Genomic DNA, 21,902 nt, shown 5'->3' on the forward strand with positions numbered 1-21,902 from the left:
AAAATTAAAAAATAATTCACATTCTTTGGCCAATTTCATGCCATCTTTAGTTGATTTTTAATGTTTTAGGAATGTTAATTAAAATTAATTTTTTTTTAATGAATCTTTAAATGTGGTATAGTTTCGTTTAGGGTTTTACATTATCTTTGGCTATGAAAGGAGTTATTGTTAACTGTTAAAATGCCAATAGACTATGAAAATCGAAAAGATTCAGGCACTAAGAGGTCCTAACATCTGGAGCATCAGAAGAAAGAAGCTGATACAGATGAGGTTGGATTTAGAAGAAATGGAGAATTATCCTACCAACAAAATTGAGGGATTCCGGGAAAGGATTGAAAAATTAATCCCATCATTGATAACGCACCGATGCTCGGAAGGAGTGGAGGGAGGTTTTTTCCATAGAGTGGAAACAGGAACCTGGATGGGACATGTCATTGAGCATATCGCTTTGGAAATACAAACCCTGGCAGGAATGGATGTGGGGTTTGGAAGAACCCGTGAAACAAAAACTCCGGGAGTATATAATGTAGTATTCAATTATATCGAAGAAAATGCTGGGATCTTTGCGGCAGAAGAATCTGTAAAAATTGCAGAAGCACTGATTGAAGGCAAAGATTATGATTTGAATGCTTGTATCCATAGATTAAAAGAAATCAGGGAACGCGTTCGTTTAGGACCTTCCACAGGAAGTATTGTAGAAGAAGCGGCATCCAGAAGAATCCCATGGATCAGGCTGGGCACAAACTCATTGGTACAGCTTGGTTATGGTGTGAACCAGCAAAGATTTCAGGCTACCATTACCGGGAACACCAGTTCTATTGCTGTTGATATCGCATGTAATAAAGAATTAACAAAGAGAATGCTTCATGATGCAGCTATTCCCGTACCGATTGGAGATTTGGTAACAGATGAAGAAGATTTAAATGCAGTCATCAGAAAAATTGGGTATCCCATTGTTTTAAAACCTTTGGATGGAAACCATGGAAAAGGCTCTTCCATTAATGTCAACGATTGGGATGCTGCTAAAATAGGCCTTGAACATGCTCAGAAATATTCAAGAAAAGTAATTGTTGAGAAATATATCACAGGTTACGACTTCCGTATACTGGTGATCAATAATAAAATGGTGGCCGCTGCAAGGAGAGTTCCTGCCCATGTTGTAGGCGATGGAGAACTGAACCTTCAGCAGCTTATTGAAAAAGAAAACAAAGACCCTAGAAGAGGCTATGGCCATGAAAATGTCCTTACTGAAATTGAAGTGGATAAAGACACTTTAGAATTACTGGATAAGCTTCAGTACACGCTGGAAACGGTTCCTCAAAGGGGAGAAGTGGTTTACCTGAAATCAACAGCCAATCTTTCAACCGGAGGAACGTCCATCGATGTAACAGATATGGTACACCCGGAAAATATCACAATGGCTGAAAGAATTTCTAAAATTATTGGATTGGATGTCTGCGGGATTGACGTGATGGCAGAAAACCTTACCCAGCCTTTAAAGGAGAGCGGCGGAGCTATTATTGAAGTAAACGCTGCGCCTGGATTCAGAATGCATCTTGCTCCAAGTGAAGGCTTACCAAGAAACGTAGCTGCTCCGGTGGTTGATATGCTCTATCCTCAGGGGAAACCATTTACCATTCCCATCATTGCAGTAACAGGAACCAATGGAAAAACAACCACGACAAGACTTATTTCTCATATTGTAAAAAGTAATGGCTACAGAGTAGGATTTACAACTTCGGACGGAATTTATATTCAAAATACCATGCTGTCAAAAGGAGATACTACAGGGCCGCTTTCTGCAGAGTTTATCTTAAAAGATCCTACCGTAGAATTTGCAGTGCTGGAAACCGCAAGAGGCGGTATTTTACGTTCCGGTCTTGGTTTTTCTCAATGTGATATCGGAGTTTTGACTAATATCGAGGAAGATCACCTGGGAATGAACGATATTCACAGTTTAAAAGATCTTACCAAGGTAAAGCGTGTTGTACTGGATAGTGTCAAAAAAAGCGGCTGGAGTGTGTTGAATGCAGATAATGAATACTCCATGAAGATTGTGAATGATCTCGATTCTAATGTGGCGATTTTCAGTATGGATGAAAACAATCCGCATATTGTAAAATTTGCCAAAGAAGGAAAGATCACCTGCGTGTATGAAGAAGGTTTTGTAACCATCAAAAAAGGTGACTGGAAAATCAGAATAGGAAAAGCCAAAGACTTCCCGATTACGATGGAAGGAAAGGCCAGGTTCATGATTGAAAACGTATTGGCAGCCAGTTTGGCAAGTTACCTTTACGGATTTGGAATTGAGGATATTTCCAATTCATTAAGAACCTTTATTCCAAGTGCCCAGCTTACTCCAGGAAGACTGAATGTCTTTAAGTTCAAAAACTTTAAGGTGCTGATCGACTTTGCCCACAATCCTTCAGGATACGAAGCCATAGAAGATTATCTTAGAAATGTAGAATCTACAAAAAAGATCGGTATTATTTCCGGTGTCGGAGACCGTAGAGATAACGATATCAGAGAATGCGGAAAAATTGCCGGAAGAATGTTCGATTATATTATCATCCGAAACGAAAAGCACCTTCGCGGAAGAACGGAAGATGAAATCAACGGATTGATTATTGATGGGATTAATTCTGCAGGAAGAGATGTCAGTTATGAGATCATTCCTAAAGAAATTGAAGCTTTAAAGCATGCGATAGGAATGGCAGAAGAAGGAACATTTATCACGGCTTTAAGTGATGTTATTTCCAATGCTATTGATCTGGTTCAGGAATATCAGGCCAAGGAATTGCTGGAAGACGATAAAAACATATAAATACATCCTTATAAAACTTATGACAATTGCAATACGGAATGAAAACGTATTGCAATTTTTTTATCTATTGTTATTTTTTTGCTTACAGAAACAATAACGATTATTTTTTTATGTTAAATCTCTTATTGGAGAATATTTTATATATTTAATTTCTAAACTAAAATCAAAACCATGAAAAATTTAAAGAAAATCTCTAAGGAGAAATTAAGAAGTATCAACGGAAAAGGAGGCTGCCCTCCAGGCTTTCATGATTGTCCGGTGCCATGGAATGAAAAGGTATGCATTCCTCATGACAATCAGATGGCATGTCCGGAATTATAAAAATTATCCCTCACTGTGAGGGATTTTTTGTTACTGTTCTTAAGGCTTTTTGAGTTTCTTCCCCAGATTATACTTTTTAAAATAAGTTCAATTTGTTGAAAATCAAAAGAATAAATAAAAAAGCAAACCTCTAAAATTTTGGAGGTTTGTTTTTAAGTTGTTATAAACGCTTAAAGGAATTAATCACAGCAATGTAAATAGGGTGTTTTTCCCTCATTATTTTGGGAGTTACAGATTTAATTTTGCTCAACAATAATTAAACTGAAATCCATGAGAACAATTAATTACATCGTTATACATTGTACAGCCACACAACCAGATGTTACAATAGATAGCATTAAAAGGTATTGGAAGGAAAACCTGAAATGGAAAAATCCTGGTTATCACTATATGATAAAAGCTGATGGAAAAATAGTAAACACGTTGCCCATTGATCAGGTATCCAATGGCGTTGCAGGGTGGAATTCCCAAATAATCAATATATCATACATTGGAGGCATTGATAAAAACAAACATCCAAAAGATACAAGAACGGAAGAACAAAAAAAATCTATGATAAAGCTCTTAAGAGAATTAAAATCAAAATTTCCTAAAGCTACAATTCAGGGGCATAGAGATTTTCCCAATGTTCATAAAGCCTGCCCTAGTTTTGATGCTAAGAGAGAGTATTCTGGGTTATTAGTAAGTTGAAGAATTAAAAATCAATCATTACGGTTTCCCGTAGAGTATGCCTCTAGTCAATTTGTATATTTACGATGTTTGTGAAAACACAGCATACATGTCAATTTTTTCCTCCTTTGTAGGAGGATTTTTTATGATTTGGAGAGGACTTCAAGAGTAAAAAATAAAACCTCCGGAATTTCGGAGGTTTGTTTCTATAAATTTTCCCAGGTTGTTTTTATACTCTGCATTTTTTTTAGGTAAAAATACAAAGGAATAAGTTCTAACCTGAGGGTAAAGCTGATTGATGGGTACATAAACGGGATAATGGCCATCATAATAAGGCAGACAGCAATCCCGATAATGGCATCTGCTATGGCAGCCTGTGGCGCCCATTTTTGTTCAAACCAAAGTCCGTATGCTACAATCCCTTTAAATAAAAACAAGACACAGATCAAAAGTCCGGTCATTGAATACGGATGATTGGCATTCATCCCGTATAATGATAAAGAGGTTTGAGTGATCAGAGACCCTGCTATCAATAAACCCGCAGCTACTGCGCCTCCGATTAAAAAGATCCATAGGAAAATTTTAATCCAGACAGGTAATAGATCTCTTCTCCGTGTTAAAGTGTGGTTTTCAAATTCTGCAAAAGCGGTTGGCTTTTCTGCCATGTTGTATTAGTTTTATCAGTTTTTTATCCGAAAAAAGCATTCGAACTACCAATCCAGATGGCGTCTTTTTTATTGAAGTCTACATTCACCATGGCGGCTTTAGTCATTCTTCCCAGATTTTCCAATAGGATAGGGCGTTCGTCATTTTCCCGCCAAATATACAACAAACGGATCTCTGCTTTTGAAAAATCTCCGTTGATATCTTCAAAAATGGGTTCATAATAGACTTTTCTCTGCAAAATATAGTTTTCCTTATCCTGAATAGAGTCTGTAACTTCTTTTGTCGGATTCAGATTAACTCCGCTTCCGGCGAATGAAAATAAAGGTTTCAGTACAAAATCATCCAGATTTTCATTTTCCGGAAATTCATGCAGAAAATAACTTTTCGGAACAAACTGATGTTGTAATAAAGGCAAAAGGAATTTTGAAATTTTAAAGAACCAGTTTGGGTGGGTAATCCATTTTACATCCACTTCCTCGCGGAAATCGAATTCTGTATGCAGATCCGGAATATTGTCCAGTTCATCAAATATCACACGGTTGTAGATTCTTTTGATTTCGGTTAGCTTACCATTATTTTCATAATACAGTTTTCTACCCTGTTTTTTTACTTTCGTCAGACATAGTGTTTTGATGCCTAGCAGTTTCTCGGTCAAAGCAAAATCAATAGCCGTTTTTTGTCTTTCCGGAAAGATTTCAAGCAGGATTACATTTTCAGGATGTTCATCACCTACAATCAGTTCCTTCAAATAGTTTTTAAAAGTTTCATGCGGCATAGGATTTCTGATCTCCGAAAGGAAAGGGTAGACTTCACAATACGTTTCCTCATATACTTTCTGAAAAGCATACAAAGAAGGAAATGCCTGAAGTTCTATCAGCTGAGGTTCTATTGCTCCGTCTTCACTTTTGCAGACTCCAAAATCTATGGTGAAAAAATGAGGCTGATGGGTATCATTGGGAACCCTGCAGTTTTCAGGAATGGCTTTTTGAAGGAGTTCGGCCGGCATTGCTTTAATCTGGCTGATGATACTTTCACTGGCGTCTATCAGTTTTTTCTCAAACTCTTTAGTCAGAAAAATCGGACTTTCTGAAACTCTGAAACCAGGTGCTGTTCCACCTTTTTCAGTCAGTATATTTTTGAGTTGATGGTATTTTTCATCTGAAAACTCCTGATTGAACTGTTTTCTGTATTCTGGGATCATATTTTTTTTCTTTTGTGATGGTAAAGAAACCGGACGTTTATGCCCAATTTGATTTTACCACAAAAGGCACAAAAGTTTTTAGAATATAAAAGTTTACAATAGACTTTTATAAAATACCTATTTAATTGGGAAATCTTTGATTTTCAAGAAAGCTTATGTGTTCTTTTCAACAGCTTTTATGATTGTAATACCCAAATCCCTTTTGTGACTTTTGTGGTTTGTATTGATTAAGCCAAAGATTCAGCTTCTTTCAAAATGTTTTTTTTTGCAAACTGAAGGAATCTCGGAAGAATCTGATGTCTGGTCAGAATGATTTTATCTTCATCGTCTATTCTGTCTATCGTTTCAAGATACTTTTCCATCCCGAAATTTTCGATCATGGCTTCCTTGTTCTTTTCATCCTTCAGGTTTTCGATCAGAGATTCAGGATTGGCTTCCGGGTGAAACTGTGTTCCGAATATCTCCTCCGAAAAACGAACGGCCATTACCGCTCTTTCCAGGTTGATATGAGGACGGAATTTTTCAATGGCCATGATGGTCATACCCAGTTCTTCAAAACGCTCATGATCCGGTTCAATAAACTGGTAGGCCCTCGAATCTACCGCATAAAAAGGATCCTGAAGATTTTTGAATAAGAATTCTTCTTTACCTTCCTCTGTTTTATGAACAGGCATTACCCCGAAGGAATAAGACCTTCTTTTGCAGATATTCCCCAGATTCCAGTGGATACTTGCCAGCTGGAATGAATGGCAGATCAGGAAAAGGTACTTTTTATCTTCATGGTATTGATTATGCTCGAAAACAGCATCTAGGAAATGGGCAAATCTGTCTTCCCAGGCCAGACCTTCACGATGTGGATTGCCAGGCCCGCCTGAAGAAATGAAAATATCAAAGTCACCTATTTCAGGCATTTCATCTTTATACCTTACATCAAACGTTTTGATCACCACATTTTCTTCAGAGTTCTGCTGAAAAGTTTCGGAAATTTCTTTAATATTTCTAAAACCTTGATTCACATGATTGTTGTTCATGTCCAGCAGAGCAATTCGAATATCTTTCATTACATCATATTTTTTGCAAAGTTACCAAAATATTATGAAGCAGGTTCACCATGGGTGATGCCATATTCTGTTTCAGAGATCATATAATCAACTACTTTCGTCAGATCACCTGTTTCCTTAAAGATCTGAAGCTGCCGGTCTGCACCGGTTCCGTTTTCAAGGATTTTCCAGGCGTATTCCACTTCGTTACGACATCCCAAATCATCTACCACATCATCAATAAACTCTAAAAGCTCTTTCAATAAATGAGGATAAGGAACGGATTCTTCTTTCCCAAAATCGATGAGATGGGCTTCGATACCACTTTTCGAGGCACGCCATTTATTTTCGTTCAGCAGTAATCTTCTATAGCTTCTGAAGCTGAGATTTTGCTGATGCAGTTTATAGATTTTGGCAACAAGACTCTGCATTATGGCCGCAAGACAAACGGTTTCGTCAATTCTTAACGGCATGTCACAGATTCTGAATTCGATAGTTGGATAGAACGGATGTACGCGTAAATCCCACCAGATTTTCTTGGCATTGTCGATGGTTCCTGTTTTTACAAGAAGATCCACATAACTGTCGAATTCTGCCAGAGAGTTGAAATAACTTGGAATCCCGGTTCTTGGGAATTTGACGAAAATTTCCTGTCTGTACGATTTAAAACCTGTATATCTTCCGATCCAGAAAGGTGAATTGGTAGAAAGAGCGTATACGTGAGGAAGGAAATATCTCATCACATTCTGAATTCTTACGCCTTCTTCACGATTAGGAATTCCAATATGAACATGCAGTCCGAAAATAAGATTTTCACGGGCTACATCTCCCATATCATCAACAATTTTAATGTATCTTTCTCCCTGAGTGATATTGTTTTCAGACCAGTGAGAGAATGGGTGAGTGCCACCTCCGGAAACACGAAGTCCCTGTTCATGGGCGATATTGATAAGATGACGCCTTAAATTCGTTAATTCAGCTCTGGCTTCCTGAATATTCTTGCAGATTCCCGTTTCCATTTCAATCATGGATTCGTGCATTTCGTGCTTTAAGTTTTCACTTAAAACCGCTTTGCCGCCTTCAATGATTTTTGAAACGTGAGAAACCAGATCTCTGCTTTCCACATCGATGATCTGATATTCTTCTTCAATCCCAATAGTAAACTGATGATGCATTTATTTTGTGTTTTTTAATTTCTTTTTCAATGTTATTTAATGGAATCCTTCACGAATGTTCCCCAGGCAATGTTAGGTTTCCCCGGAACATATTCTTTAGCTTTTTCAATAGCCAGTTTGGCAGCATGTTCTATGATCCATGCAAAGTTTTCTTCTCCTACAGAATTGCGGTCTGCATCAGGAGCCGGGTTGCAGAAATCAATCGCATAAGGAATACCGTCTCTTACAGCAAATTCCACGGTGTTGAAATCGTATCCTAAAGCTTGATTCATTTTAATCGTATAATCATGAATAGTCTTCAGTAATTTTTCAAGTTCTTCACCTTGGGTCTGATGCGTGGTGGCGTATCTCAAGTGAGGTGCATTTCTTGGCTCATAAGGCATAATGTGGACATATTTTTGGCCCAGACAGTACACTCTGTAATAATCGTCAAAGATAATTTCTTCCTGTACCATCATCACCAGCTGCTCGGTTTCTCCCAGTTTGTTCCAAAGATCATCCGGGTTTTCTACCCTGTACACATTTTTCCAGCCGCCGCCATCATGAGGCTTCATATAGGCAGGAAACCCTACATAATTGAAGATATATTCCCAGTCATGAGGAAATTTCAGGTTCCTGAAGGAAGTTTCTGAAGTATTGTCCGGTCTTTCGTGTGATGGAAGTAAAACCGTTTTAGGAAGCGGAATTCCCAGTTTTGACATCAGGGCATTGTTGAAAAACTTCTCATCAGCACTCCACCAGAATGGATTGTTGATGACATAAGTGCCGTTAAGGGCGGCATTTTTTAAATAAGCTCTGTAAAAGGGAACGTCCTGTGAAATTCTGTCGATGATCACTGCATAACCATAATCTGCACCCTGTTCCAGTTTATCAATAGTAACGGGTTCAGCGATGATATCTCCACCTCCCATTTCATTTACTTTGTCTATAAATGCCCAGGGAAACGTGTCTTCCATACCGAAAAGAATTCCTACTTTTTTTGTCATAATTTTTGTTTTTAAGGTGGGTGTATATTTTTTCTATTTGTCTTTTTATTGCTTTAAGAGAAAAAGGCTCCTATAAAAGTAGGGAAGACCATTCTCCATAGCGGCCAGTCGTGGCCTATCCATTTTCTTTCATCGTACCAGAAATCTATGCCTTTTATCCTGAGGATTTCAGCCATTTCAACATTTTTATCCTTGCAGATATCCTGATCAGAAGTGCTCAGTACAATATGCATATGTTTGTACTTCCAGGCTTCATCATTTCTTACAAACTCTCTTGGACAGTTGAAGTATACCAGATCATCAGTGTAGCCATCCATAAAATTCCTTATACTGAAGGCGCCGGAAAGGCAAAACAGATGAGAAACCAAATCCGGAAATCTGAAAGCAAAATTAGCGGCATGATAGCCTCCGAAACTGGCTCCGGCCACTGCTACACGATGTGTTTTATGAAGCTTTTGGATATAAGGCACGAATTCCTGGACCAGGAACTGTACATACCGTTCATAATTCCTTATTCTTTGCTGAGGCGAGATTTTTTCATCATAAAAACTCCAGCTGTCGATGGTCTGTACATTGTAAAGCTTTACCTTTCCCTGTTCTATAAACCAGTTGATACTTCCGTTAAGATGAAAATCATGATTCTGGGTATATTGTCCCTGGGAAGTTGGGAACATAATGATAGGATGGCCGTAATGCCCGGTCACTTCTACTTTGAGACTTGTTCCCAATATATTTGAATAATACTCTGTATGTTCTATGTGAGGCATTTTCCTTGTTTAGTTTTAATTTAGGTTTTATAGTAATTCATAAAATTCAATTCCTCCAAGTTGATCTTTTTCTAAAATATCCAGTACGAGTGTTCCTAATTTCGGATGTTCGAGGATTATATTTTCTTTAAAGATCCATTTTGATCCTGGTGTATTGGCATGAGTTGAGTCAACGAACTGATAATATGCTTTGCTGTGCCATTTTCCGGGACTTATGTTCTCTAAATTACATTTTAGGATGGAATCTTCGGGTAGGCTGTATATTATGAATTCAATAACATTTTGAATGTCAATGTCAAGTTTCATTGTTAAGAACTCAATTTATTACCTTTCGGAGGCAGAATGTTCAGCATATCCGCATGAATCATTTCAGCAGCAGAATCCAGCCTGTCCTGTACAACAGAGGCATCTCCGGATTTGTAAACAATTCCGACATGATAATCTATGGGAAGAAATTTGACAACCTCTTCACATTCAAAGCTGCTGTAATCCGGTTCTTTATCTTTAATCAGAGCTACAATCAGGCCTGAATAATACCCTGTAGGCGGAGAAACGCTGTAATCATGACCTCTAAGAAGAGCATCTTCAATTTTAGCCCACTCTCTCCAGATATTGATCCCGCTTGATGCTTCAACCAGATCCGGAATATGAGCGCCGCCAACCCTGGATGAGGTTTCAAGGAAGTACCATTTTCCGTCTTCTTTTCCACGGATAAATTCTGTATGGGTGGCTCCGTTGACAAGTCCGAAGTTGGAAAGAACTCTGGCATTTATATCTTCCAGTGCCTTAAACTCCTCGGAATATCTTCCTAATGTTTTGGATCTGAAAACCCCGCCTTCGTGAGAAACCTGCATCGGAGGAGCAAGATATTTTGAAGCAGAAGTAAAAACAATTTTTTTATTAAAAGTAAGGCTGTCTACATGGTAAACGTCTCCCGGCTTAAAGCTTTCCAGTAAAAAAAGATGACGTTCTTCTCCCAGTATTTCCAGAGCTTCAAGAAGCTGTTCTTTAGAGGTTATTTTCTTAATTCCTGATGCTGATGCTTCGGAGCGGGGTTTCAGTACCCATGGAGCAGGAACGCGGTCTGTAAATTCATCCACTTCGTTATCATTGAACACAGCTGTGAATTCAGGAACGCTGATCCCGGAATCCTTTGCTTTTTGCCTCATGGCAAGTTTATCTCTGAAATACCGATGGGTTGTCTGTCCCATACCGGGAATACGGAATGTTTCTCTGATTAACGCTGCTTTTTCAACATCATAATCATCCAAAGCCACCACAGCATCTACTTTTCTGGTCTTCATCAGGTGGGAAAATCCCTGAATGAGATGCTCTAGATTCCATACGGAAGGCTTGAGCTCGGGCATATAGAATGTTTCATCAATCGCGTGCCAGGGCCAGTTTTTTTCTTTGAGGTTTTCGGAGGTTACAAGGATGATTTTATTGCCGAGCTTCTTCATTTCGTCCATAAAATCGTAGCCTTTGTAATAGCACGAAATACACACAATAGTTTTCTTCTCCATATAATGTTTTTTAAGATTTAGTGAATTTTCAAAAATAAAAGCATTTATATATTATTTTATTAATATCAAAAAATAAAATATTGTGCGTTTTTGAAAATCCACTAATCAATTATACAGAGTTTTTTTGTAAAAAACTAATTTTTAGTGATAATTTTCAATTAAATTCACCAGGAGCTGAACACCAAAACCTGTTGCTGCTTTTTCTTTTGCATAGCCCACACTTCCAAAGGCTACTCCTGCAATGTCTAAGTGCGCCCATTTAGGATGGTTCTCAATGAATTGCTCTAAAAATTTTGCAGCAATAATACAGTCTCCCACAGGCTTTAGAGAGATGTTTTTTATATCCGCTACATCAGACTGGATATCATCTTTCCAAACATCCCATAAAGGAAGATTCCAAACCCTCTGATTGGTCTGGTCACCGGTTTTGATTAAGTTGTTTTTCAGCTCCTCATTATTGGAGAACATAGCAGCACAGGTATCTCCGAACATTCTCACTGAGCTTCCCGTTAAGGTAGCCAGGTCAATAAGGAAATCAGTTTTGTAGTTTTTAGAAAGATAAGACAAACCATCTGCAAGAATTAATCTGCCTTCTGCGTCAGTATCAAGTACTTCAATCGTTTTCCCGTTGTAGGCTGTGATCACATCACTTGGAAGCAGAGCCTTTTCTGAAACAGCATTATCAGTAATAGGAAGAACAGCGACGATGTTTACCGGAAGCTGCATTTCTGCGGCATAGATTAACGTTCCCAAAACAGCCGTTGCTCCGCCCATGTCAGATTTCATATAATGCAGGTTGGCAGAGCTTTTTATTGATATTCCTCCGGTGTCAAACAGAATACATTTTCCTACTAATCCGAAAGTCTTGGCATTTTTTACTGTCGTTTTATATTCTAAAATAGTGAAGGCTGCATCGTAAGCACTTCCTTGGTTCACAGAAAGATAAGCGCCTAATCCAAGCTCTTCACATTTCTTTCTGTTAAAAGCAGTATATTTTAAGTCATATTTTTTAGCCAGATTTTTAAGGTATGCGCTTAAGATATCCGGTTTTTTAAGATTGGCTGGTTTGTTGAGCCAGTCCTGGCAGGCAGACTGCCCGTTAATCAGAGCTTCTGCTTTTTGGCTGATATAATCTAATTTTTTCTGGCTTAAATTTTCAAAGTGCAATTCAAATTTCGTATTCCAGAAAGCGTGTTTTTTATCAAAAGGGTAGTTGTAAGTTCCTGTTAAAAGTCCTTTTACAAACTCTTCGAACTGCTTTTCATTCAGGAAGTCAGCAAGGGCTAATGTAGGTACGGCCAGCAGTTTTTCTTTCTGTGTCTGTGAAAATTTAGCCGCCACCTGCTGGATTTCAAAATTTTGTAAGGCAGATTTTCCTAATCCAATGAAATACGTAATTCCTTCTTCATGAGCATTGACAAAAACTTCATATTTCTTTCCGGTGAAAAAATTGGAAATGTTTTTGTTGAAATTTTTACTGGTTTTCGTCCATTCTTCCTCCGTAAACAGTTGGAAAACCTGAGTGTAATTTTTGTTTTTTTTATTGATTAGTTTCATAAATAGATGTTATAATTTCTAAATTCATAAAGAGTGCCGCCTTCATTTTGTCCCTGTCCGGCTTACATTTTCTGCAGCAGTTTTATGCATTTAGTTTCTGATGCTTTTTTGTTGTGGTTTTACTTCTACAGGATTTTCTGTGTTGTCATAGAACAGCCATTCTATAGCCCTTGGGAACTCCTGAGACCAGTAAAACTCATTGTGGGTGCCTTCAGGATTGATATTGGTTTTGAATTCAAAATCAAAAAGCTTTTTCTCTTCCCATCTTTTCAGATATTCTTCAAAAATATGAATTCTTTTGACCATTTTAGAACCTTCCTGGCCGCCGCCGTAGAGATAGATCTTCGTTTTAAACGGAACCCGGAAATTCATCATCGGAAAGTTGTTATTGGGTTCTACCCATAGAGAAGGTGAGAATATCAGTAGTTTGGAGTACACTTCAGGATAAAGAAATCCGCTGTATATACTGATCAATGCTCCCAATGAACTGCCTCCGATTCCGGTATTGTCACGGTCTTTTTTAGTTCTGTAATTTTCGTCCACAAAAGGCTTTAAAGTATCTGCAATAAAACGGATGTACTTTTTTCCTTCAGAACCGTTGGCTACATGATCATTATCAAAAATATATTCTTTGATTCTTTCCTCACTGCCATGTTCTATCGCAATGATGATAAGATCGCCGCGCCCGTATTCAGCAAGGATGGATAATTTTTTGTCGATTTCCCAATTCCCGAAACCGCTTCCTTCATTGAAAAGATTTTGTGCATCCTGAAGATATAAAACAGGGTACCGTTTCTCTGTGTTGTGATAGTCGTAGGGAAGCAGTGCCCAAACCTTGCGGTAACGATCAAGCTGCGGAATGTAAAAATTTTCGGAAATAACTTCTGCTATAGGATAATATTCTTCTTTGAACGGTCCCCAGTTCAGTCTCCATTTGTCTACAGAGTCGGACGTTTTACCAGCAGATTTTTTCGCTTTCCGGTTGGGAGTGATATTTCCATATTGATCCAGTTCTACGTTTTCCCAGCCTCCTTTTGTGAATTTGTATTCAATATCATCAGGAAGAAGCTGATCTTCGATTTCTATAAAATAACCGGAAGGATCAATTTGTTTAAGCTGGAAATTATAATCTTTGGGATTCCAGCTATTGAAATTTCCGGTGATAAATACCGGCCTGTCATCTATTTCTGCTGTATAAAGTTCAAACCTCATCATAGGTGTTTAATAATATTGATGTTAAATTTATAAAAAAAGATTGTTTTGAAATCATAAAAATGTGAGTTAAAAAATGATATATTTGATAGATAGACAAAACATGAAATGATGTTGATAATTATTTGATGAATAATTCATCGCTATTGTCAGTATTTTTCGTAGTTTCAGGGAAAATATAAATATAAACTGATCTTGATGAATTCTGTTAAGACCTACACGCTTTTCACCGATCATGATGTGTATCTTTTTAAAGAAGGTAGGCACTATAAGCTGTATGGTAAATTTGGAGCACATTCTGCAGAAAAAGAAGGCGTAAAAGGCGTATATTTTTCCGTTTGGGCTCCTAACGCAAAGAAAGTTTCCGTGATCGGAAATTTTAACAACTGGAATCATAAAGATCATATTTTGTTTCCACGATGGGATGAATCCGGGATTTGGGAAGGATTTATTGAAGGATTAACCTGGGGAACATTATATAAATATGCTATTGAAACCCAAGGAGGCGAAATTCTTGAAAAAAGTGATCCTTATGCATTGAGCTGGGAACAGAATATTCAGGCAGCTTCTCTGGTTTCTACAACCTGGTACGAATGGAATGATCAGGAATGGATGGATAACCGCTGGAAAAAAAACAGGCTGGAAGCTCCGCTATCGGTATATGAATTACATCTGGGTTCCTGGGTAAGGGAAGAAGATCAGCCTCAACGTTTTTTAAACTATAGGGATATTGTGAAAAAGCTCGTTCCTTATATCAAAGAAATGGGGTTTACCCATGTAGAATTCATGCCCGTGATGGAATATCCTTACGAGCCGAGCTGGGGATATCAGATTACCGGGTTTTATGCAGCAACCTCGCGCTTTGGCTCACCACAGGATCTCATGTTTCTTATTGATGAACTTCATAACAATGACATAGGCGTTATTCTGGATTGGGTTCCGTCCCATTTTCCGGGAGATGCCAATGGGCTTCACCGTTTTGACGGCTCTTATCTGTATGAACACGAAGATCCTAGAAAAGGGTTTCATCCGGACTGGAAATCGCATATTTTTAATTACGGAAGAAATGAGGTTAAATCGTTTCTGATTTCAAATGCCATGTTCTGGCTGGATCGCTATCATGCTGACGGATTGCGCGTGGATGCCGTGACTTCAATGCTTCATCTGGATTATTCCAGAAATGAAGGGGAGTGGGAACCTAATATATATGGAACCAATGTGAACCTTGAAGCGAAAGCCTTTCTACAGGAATTTAATACAGCTGTCTACAAAGAATTTGGAGATAATATCATCACCATCGCAGAAGAAAGTTCAGATTTTCCCATGCTTACAAAACCTGTTCATGACGGCGGTGTAGGATTCGGGATGAAATGGATGATGGGATGGATGCATGATACGCTGGATTATTTCAAAGAAGATTTTATTAACCGTAAATTTCATCATCATAAACTGACCTTCGCTTCCATGTATATGTATAATGAAAATTATATGATGCCTTTGTCACACGATGAAGTCGTACACGGAAAAGCAAGTCTTATTTATAAAATGAAAGGGGATGAATGGCAGAAATTTGCCAATCTCCGTACCTTATATGTTTATATGTATACCCATCCCGGAGCCAAGCTGCTTTTTATGGGCGATGAATTCGGGCAGACCAGTGAATGGAATTTTACAAGAAGCCTCGATTGGCATTTGCTGAAATACCCTGTTCATAAAGGGATGCAGGAAATGGTGAAGGAACTGAACCATTTGTACCGGTCAGAAACTGCCTTTTATGAAAATCAGTTTGATAGAAATGGTTTTGAATGGGTGGAAGCAGATGATCTGGAAAACTCGGTGTATGTCTACCTCAGAAAAGGAAAAAAGAAAGATGATGTCCTGATGGTAGCTTTAAACCTGGCACCGAATGTATTGGATTATAAAATAGGGATTCCTGCTGGCACCCACTGGGAGGTTGTTTTGAATTCAGATGATGAAAAGTACAGTGGAAGCGGAGTAGAACCTGAAATCCTGGGAGAGAAGTATGAAGAATGGAGAAATTATCCAAAAACAATGACCGTGAAGCTGCCGCCGTTGGCCGGAATAGTTTTACGTCAGAAAAAAGATAAAAAATATAAATTACACAGAATTAAACATAAGAGATAAAGAATGGTTATTTATCATTTAAGTACAGAATGTTATCCTGTCGCAAAAGTAGGCGGTCTGGCAGATGTGGTGGGAGCGTTACCAAAATATCAGAATAAAATAGCAGGAGTAGAAGCCAGGGTGGTAATGCCTTGGTACAACAAATCCTTTGTATATGATCATGAATTTGATCTGGTTTTTGACGGATTTATTCATCAGGCAGCCAATATGCTGCAGGTTCAGGTATTGAAAGAGAAGACCAATATTCTGGGATTTGAGCTGTATATGGTAAGAATTCCGGGATTATTGGACAGGGACAACCCTTATGGGTACCAGGATGAAAGCTTCCAGTTTCTGGCTTTCCAGCATGGCGTTTTGCATTGGCTTTCTGCGATGAAAATCCGTCCTGATGTACTTCATTGCCATGATTATCATACCGGTCTCGTTCCTTTTATGGTAGAAAACTGCTATGAATTTGAATTCTTAAAAGGAGTAAAAACAATAGGAACTATTCATAATGGCGAATATCAGGGCATGATGAGCTGGAGTATGGCACAGTATATGCCTTCTTTTGATGGGTACAAATGGGGACTGATGGATTGGAACGGACTGATGAATCCTCTGGCCAGCATGATCAAATGTGCTGATGCTTTTACCACTGTTTCGGAAGGATATCTTGAAGAACTCTTTATCAGCTTCCGCGGACTGGAAAGCCTCGTTCGTCAGGAATTTGGAAAGGCATATGGAATCATCAACGGTATTGACACAGAAGTCTGGAATCCTGAAACCGATCCGATGCTTGATTTTAATTTTAACAGCACAAATGCAGTCGCTCAAAAGAAAAAAAATAAAGAAAATCTCTGTAAAGAATATGGATTAAAACCTGAACTTCCTTTATTCGCCTTTATCGGAAGATTCGCAACAGAGAAAGGAGCAGATCTGCTGCCGGATGTTGTATGGAGAAGCATTAAGCAGAGTTATGGCGCTTTAAATATTATGATTCTCGGATCAGGGAACACCTATATAGAAAATAAACTGAAAGAATACGATTATACGTACACCAATTTTGCATTGGATCTCGGATATAAAGAGCATCTTTCCCATAAGATATATGCCTCGGCAGATTTTCTTCTGATGCCTTCAAGAGTAGAGCCATGCGGACTGAACCAGATGTATTCCATGAGATATGGCACCGTTCCTGTGGTAAGATATACAGGAGGGCTCAGAGATACGGTAGAAGATATTTCAACAGGTGGAGCAGGACTGAACTTTACTTATCCGGGTGTAGATGATGTTGTACATGCCATGAACAGGGCATTGGCGATTTATAATCAAAAAGGGGTTATGGAAGATCTTATCCATGCCAATATGAATTTTGATTTTGCATGGGAGAAATCTGCAGAAAAATACATAGCTTTATATAATAGCTGATAGAGTGAAGATTTTCGGATTTCTTTCTGTGATAATGTTTATGCTGTTTTCATGTAAAGAAGACAGAGGAAGCTATCATGGAGGTTATTATTGGATCTATGGCTACGGTCTTCCGGCAACGGAAAGGTATGAAGCGATGGCTGCTATTTCCGAAAAATGGAAAATAAAGCATTACTCTGTAGCTGGTTGTCTGGTAGAGCCTGACGAGATGAAGAGAATAGATGCTCTTAATAAAAGGACTTATAATGCCATAGAAAGAAAATATGGGAAAGGCTGGAGAGAAAAGTATCGTAAAGATGTCGACGGCTTTGTAATGAAGAGTGCTGATGTGATGGATGTACTTATTACAAATCCGTTCTTCAGAAATGAGCTTAAAAAATATAATATTGAGATCTATAACCTGGATAAAGAGGTTTTAGTATTGAATGATAAAGATGAGTTTCGTGTGACTGTTTATAAAAACGAACTCCAATATGAAAACAAAGAATGCTTTAAAGTAGCAGTAAACACTAAGAACAGAACAGTAAACTTAATAAAATAAAACGCAAGATATTTATGAATCGAAATGTAATCTCTATTGTTTTAGGAGGAGGCAGAGGAACAAGATTATTCCCGTTAACGTATACGAGATCTAAACCGGCTGTTCCTATTGCAGGAAAATACAGACTGGTAGATATTCCTATCTCAAACTGTCTGAACTCGGGATTGAATAAAATTCTGGTGTTAACGCAGTTTAATTCTGCTTCTCTCAATTCACATATTAAAAATTCTTATCACTTTGACATCTTCAGCAAAGGCTTTGTCGATATTCTGGCAGCCGAGCAGAATGTGGAAAATGACAGCTGGTATCAGGGAACTGCAGATGCTGTACGCCAGTCGATGAAGCATCTTGAAAAATATGATTACGACTATATCCTGATTCTTTCAGGAGACCAGTTGTATCAGATGGATTTCAGGGAAATGCTGGATTTCCATATTGAAAACGGGGGAGATCTTACCATCGCTACCATTCCGGTCAATGCAAAAGATGCCACCGGTTTTGGAATTTTAAAATCTGATGACGAAGGGAATATCACTTCTTTCCATGAAAAACCGGATTTTGATATGCTGGCAGGCATGAAATCTGAAGTTTCAGAAGAAAATAAACGCACCGGAAAAGAGTTTCTGGCTTCCATGGGGATCTATATTTTCACAAAGAATATCCTTAAAAAGATGTTTGATGAAGGGGCAGGTGATGATTTCGGAAAAGATATTATTCCAAGTTCCATTGGAAAATATAAGACATTAAGCTATCAGTATGAAGGCTACTGGACGGATATCGGAACGATTGAATCTTTCTACGAAGCCAATCTTGACCTCTGCCTTGATCTGCCGCAGTTTAACCTTTTTTCTTCATCTCCGATCTACACCAGAGCAAGGATGCTTCCGCCGTCAAAAATCAATGGTTCCTATGTAAGCAAAGCTGTTTTTGGAGATGGATGTATCATCATGGCAGATAAAATTGAAAATTCGGTGATTGGAAACAGAACCAGAATTGACAAAGGAAGTACCATCGTAAACTCCTACGTTATGGGAGCTGATTTCTACCAGAATACGACAGAAATCGTCATCAATGACAGAGGAGGACGTCCCAATATGGGAATCGGAAAATACTGCTATATAGAAAAAGCAATCCTGGATAAAAACTGTTATATTGGGGACAATGTGAAGATTATCGGTGGAAAACATATTCCGGACGGAGATTATGGAACCTATTCTGTTCAGGATGGGATTGTGGTAGTAAAGAAAGGCGCTGTCATTGCCCCGGGAACACATATTGGATAGGAGAATGGAAGTAAGAAGATGGAAGCTGGAAGTTATGAATGTCGGAATAGAAATGTTAGTTTTTCACAGAAATCCTGACCTATTTTATTTGTTTGAAGAATTTTTCAATCAAAAATCGGGTAGCAATATCTGTCAAATAATAACTTCCCGCTTCCAGCCTATAACAAGGTTAATTATTGTTAAACATATAATCAGAGTGATCAGCATATTGTTCACTCTTTTTATTGTAAAGAAATACAATTCAATTTGATAATTCTGGTTCTTATCAACACATAAAAACACAATTTAAAAAAAGAAAGCTATTCCAGATGAAATATGAACAAATTCTTTTTAAGACACTCCTAATTTTAACAGTTTTAATGGCTGAATGTTATCCATCACAAACAGTTACCGTCCGAGGAATAGCCAGAGATTCTTTAAATAATCTTATAGCAATTAGCGTAAATGATACAATAAGAAAGTTTAGAGACAAAGCATTTGAAAATAAAGATTGGAAAGGGTATGATGCGCTAGCTAATAATAAAAATCTTTTCACAATACCTGATTCTGTGGGGAATTATGTCATAACAGCAAAAGTTTCAGATACGCTGTATTTTTCTAAAGAGAAGCATGTCACCCAAAAATATAAAGTTGCGGATATAATAAGGGATAATATTCAGGTCCTTTTAAAACGGGCACCATGTATTCCTAATAAAGAATGTGATCAGAAAACCCCATCAAAGTTATATATTTTCGTGGGGAAAAAAATAAATGTTACTTCTGTAGACACATCGCAATATTGTGGTGACATGATGGACAGCGAATATAAAGCTGAATATAAAATTGAACAGGAGTTTTCTGAACATTATCCCTCTTCAACAATTATTTTTACATCTTATGACCACAACAGCAAGTATGAATTTGATTTTAGAAACTATGATCATGTATTGATTTTTGTAGGGGAATACTGTGGTGATTTAATTCATTTGAAATATCAGTTTTTTCCTTTATACAAAACAGCTGAAGGAAGATGGGCAACCCCAGTGAAGCCTAAAGCAGAACAGATATACCAACTTGACCAATATACACCTTCTAAAATAGACTTTGATCAATCTGTCAATTTTGATTTGCCTTATAATTTAACTGAAGAGCAAATAGCTCAAGTAAGAACATATAAGTTTCCTGAAAAATATTATGATATTAAGGATCACAAAGCAATTCCAATAATGGGAAGATATGCAGAAGATTTAGTGAAAATCTGGAAGGAGATTTGTGAGAAAAATAAAGAATAGATTAACAAAAAAGAAAGTAAGCTGGGTGCTGGAAGATGGAAGTTATTAATGAACGGAGTACAACTAGAAGTCTAATCATGTAAATTCAGGTTTATTGGGTAAGTTCGGATGTTTTAATCAAAAAAAATAGTAATGATCTGCACAATAGTGACTTCCAGCTTCCCTCACCCTGCTTCCAGCCTATAACAAGGTTAATTATTGTTAAACATATAATCAGAGTGGTCAGCATATTGGTCACTCTTTATATTTGTATTATTTTTGTGCGATGCGTATTTTTAAAATCTTAGCTGTAATTATTATCCTTTTGGGGGGAGCTTATGCTGCTTCCATGTACTATTTTGTGGACGAAAGTAAAAACTTTACGATTGAAAAAGAGATCGATTATCCTGTAGATAAGGTTTTTTCCCAGTTTAATAATCTTCAGAATTTTACAAGATGGAATAACTTTTTTACCAGCTCACCATCCATAGATATTGATTATTATACGCCTTACGAAGGACAGGGAAGTGCCATCAGCTATGCGGATCCTAAAAATGATACTGATGGAGAAATGTTCATCAGATATGAGAACCTCAATAAAACGTTGAAATACCAGCTTTTTGAAGATAAAAACGAAAATCCGACATTGGTTGATGTTAAATTCAAACCAGTTTCTGCAGAAAAAACAAAAATTATCTGGTATGTTCACACCCCCAAATTAGCGGTCTGGAGAAGAGTGCAAAACTTCTGGACTGAAGACCGTTTTGCTGAAAATATCAACAAAAGTATGGTGAATCTTAAAAATTCTTTAGGAAATAAAGTAGAAAAAGATAACCAGATGGCGGCTATCAAATATGATAGTCTTATGGTGGAAAATGAAGAAGACAAACTTTTGTTGGGAATTAATGTAAGTACTTCAAACAAGAAAGATGCTCTTTACAAAAATATTGTCATGAATTATAATAAAGTCTATAATTTTGTGACGATGGATCTCGGGAAAAGAGACGATGAATTCGGGTACCCGATCCTGATTACTGACGCCGATAATTACAAAGACAAAGAGGTTTCTTATTTCCTCGGAATTCCACTTTCCAAGAAAATCGGAGTGTCTGATAATAATTTCAATTTCAGGTCCGTAAATCCGTCTCAAAATTATGTAATTTACTACAAAGGGAGCTACGAGGGGCGAATTCGGGCCATTCAGCAGCTCATTCAGAAAGCCAAAAAAGACGAGATGCGCTTCGGAGATATCCGTCAGACCTTTATTGAACGTCCTATGGAAGGTCAGGAGGTGAATGTTAAGCTCTCATTATCAGTGTATAAGTGATTTTT

Annotated in this window: 19 protein-coding genes; 9 read left to right on the plus strand and 10 right to left on the minus strand. The window is 37.7% G+C overall.

Annotation, left to right across the window (positions count from 1 at the left end; genetic code table 11):
• The first annotated feature begins 193 nt into the window (after positions 1 to 193).
• The 3 genes from cphA (at position 194) to FFS26_RS20175 (ending at position 3,835) form a co-directional block, all read left to right on the plus strand.
• Positions 194 to 2,824: a cyanophycin synthetase gene (gene cphA / locus FFS26_RS20170; RefSeq protein WP_137905950.1), complete on the plus strand. Its 2,631-nt coding sequence runs from the start codon at positions 194 to 196 to the stop codon at positions 2,822 to 2,824.
• Positions 2,825 to 2,995: 171 nt separating this feature from the next.
• A complete protein-coding gene (locus FFS26_RS22660; protein ID WP_171006361.1) occupies positions 2,996 to 3,145 on the plus strand; it encodes a bacteriocin-like protein in 150 nt (49 codons plus the stop codon).
• A 270-nt stretch (positions 3,146 to 3,415) separates the two neighbouring features.
• Entirely contained in the window at positions 3,416 to 3,835 is a 420-nt protein-coding gene (locus FFS26_RS20175) for an N-acetylmuramoyl-L-alanine amidase (RefSeq protein ID WP_171006362.1), read from the plus strand.
• 185 nt (positions 3,836 to 4,020) lie between these two features.
• Here FFS26_RS20175 and FFS26_RS20180 read toward each other — a convergent pair whose 3' ends face one another.
• The 10 genes from FFS26_RS20180 to FFS26_RS20225 form a co-directional block, all read right to left on the minus strand.
• A complete protein-coding gene (locus FFS26_RS20180; RefSeq protein WP_137905952.1) occupies positions 4,021 to 4,479 on the minus strand; it encodes a hypothetical protein in 459 nt (152 codons plus the stop codon).
• A 23-nt stretch (positions 4,480 to 4,502) separates the two neighbouring features.
• The gene (locus FFS26_RS20185) at positions 4,503 to 5,681 is read right to left on the minus strand and encodes a hypothetical protein (RefSeq protein ID WP_137905953.1); all 1,179 of its coding nucleotides are present in this window, start codon (positions 5,679 to 5,681) and stop codon (positions 4,503 to 4,505) included.
• Between the two features lie 227 nt (positions 5,682 to 5,908).
• A complete protein-coding gene (locus FFS26_RS20190) occupies positions 5,909 to 6,742 on the minus strand; it encodes a type 1 glutamine amidotransferase (protein WP_137905954.1) in 834 nt (277 codons plus the stop codon).
• Between the two features lie 32 nt (positions 6,743 to 6,774).
• Positions 6,775 to 7,896 carry a carboxylate-amine ligase gene (locus FFS26_RS20195; protein WP_137905955.1) on the minus strand — a complete coding sequence of 374 codons (1,122 nt, stop codon included), beginning with the start codon at positions 7,894 to 7,896 and terminating at the stop codon, positions 6,775 to 6,777.
• A gap of 32 nt (positions 7,897 to 7,928) precedes the next feature.
• Positions 7,929 to 8,882: a RimK family alpha-L-glutamate ligase gene (locus FFS26_RS20200; RefSeq protein WP_079241894.1), complete on the minus strand. Its 954-nt coding sequence runs from the start codon at positions 8,880 to 8,882 to the stop codon at positions 7,929 to 7,931.
• 53 nt (positions 8,883 to 8,935) lie between these two features.
• On the minus strand, positions 8,936 to 9,649 hold the full coding sequence (locus FFS26_RS20205; protein WP_137905956.1) for an alpha/beta hydrolase-fold protein: 714 nt from the start codon (positions 9,647 to 9,649) through the stop codon (positions 8,936 to 8,938).
• A 27-nt stretch (positions 9,650 to 9,676) separates the two neighbouring features.
• Positions 9,677 to 9,955, minus strand: coding sequence for a hypothetical protein (locus FFS26_RS20210; protein WP_110010302.1), 279 nt, complete (start codon positions 9,953 to 9,955; stop codon positions 9,677 to 9,679).
• Between the two features lie 2 nt (positions 9,956 to 9,957).
• Positions 9,958 to 11,172: an acetyl-CoA carboxylase biotin carboxylase subunit family protein gene (locus FFS26_RS20215; protein WP_137905957.1), complete on the minus strand. Its 1,215-nt coding sequence runs from the start codon at positions 11,170 to 11,172 to the stop codon at positions 9,958 to 9,960.
• Positions 11,173 to 11,313: 141 nt separating this feature from the next.
• Entirely contained in the window at positions 11,314 to 12,729 is a 1,416-nt protein-coding gene (locus tag FFS26_RS20220; RefSeq protein WP_137905958.1) for a leucyl aminopeptidase family protein, read from the minus strand.
• Positions 12,730 to 12,819: 90 nt separating this feature from the next.
• A complete protein-coding gene (locus FFS26_RS20225) occupies positions 12,820 to 13,941 on the minus strand; it encodes an alpha/beta hydrolase (protein WP_137905972.1) in 1,122 nt (373 codons plus the stop codon).
• A 198-nt stretch (positions 13,942 to 14,139) separates the two neighbouring features.
• On the opposite strand from FFS26_RS20225, the gene glgB reads away from it, so the two are divergent.
• From glgB to FFS26_RS20255, 6 genes are all read left to right on the plus strand, one after another.
• Positions 14,140 to 16,086 carry a 1,4-alpha-glucan branching protein GlgB gene (glgB, locus tag FFS26_RS20230; protein ID WP_171006363.1) on the plus strand — a complete coding sequence of 649 codons (1,947 nt, stop codon included), beginning with the start codon at positions 14,140 to 14,142 and terminating at the stop codon, positions 16,084 to 16,086.
• A 3-nt stretch (positions 16,087 to 16,089) separates the two neighbouring features.
• Positions 16,090 to 17,496: a glycogen synthase gene (locus FFS26_RS20235; RefSeq protein ID WP_137905960.1), complete on the plus strand. Its 1,407-nt coding sequence runs from the start codon at positions 16,090 to 16,092 to the stop codon at positions 17,494 to 17,496.
• A 4-nt stretch (positions 17,497 to 17,500) separates the two neighbouring features.
• The gene (locus tag FFS26_RS20240; protein ID WP_137905961.1) at positions 17,501 to 18,037 is read left to right on the plus strand and encodes a hypothetical protein; all 537 of its coding nucleotides are present in this window, start codon (positions 17,501 to 17,503) and stop codon (positions 18,035 to 18,037) included.
• Positions 18,038 to 18,051: 14 nt separating this feature from the next.
• Complete coding sequence (locus FFS26_RS20245; protein WP_110010295.1) at positions 18,052 to 19,320, plus strand: glucose-1-phosphate adenylyltransferase; 1,269 nt, start codon at positions 18,052 to 18,054, stop codon at positions 19,318 to 19,320.
• 308 nt (positions 19,321 to 19,628) lie between these two features.
• A complete protein-coding gene (locus FFS26_RS20250; protein ID WP_110010294.1) occupies positions 19,629 to 20,591 on the plus strand; it encodes a hypothetical protein in 963 nt (320 codons plus the stop codon).
• A gap of 265 nt (positions 20,592 to 20,856) precedes the next feature.
• Entirely contained in the window at positions 20,857 to 21,897 is a 1,041-nt protein-coding gene (locus FFS26_RS20255) for an SRPBCC domain-containing protein (protein WP_137905962.1), read from the plus strand.
• The last annotated feature ends 5 nt before the right edge of the window (positions 21,898 to 21,902 follow it).

The organism is Chryseobacterium sp. 2VB (genome assembly GCF_005503635.1).
GTDB classification, from domain to species: domain Bacteria; phylum Bacteroidota; class Bacteroidia; order Flavobacteriales; family Weeksellaceae; genus Chryseobacterium; species Chryseobacterium cupriresistens.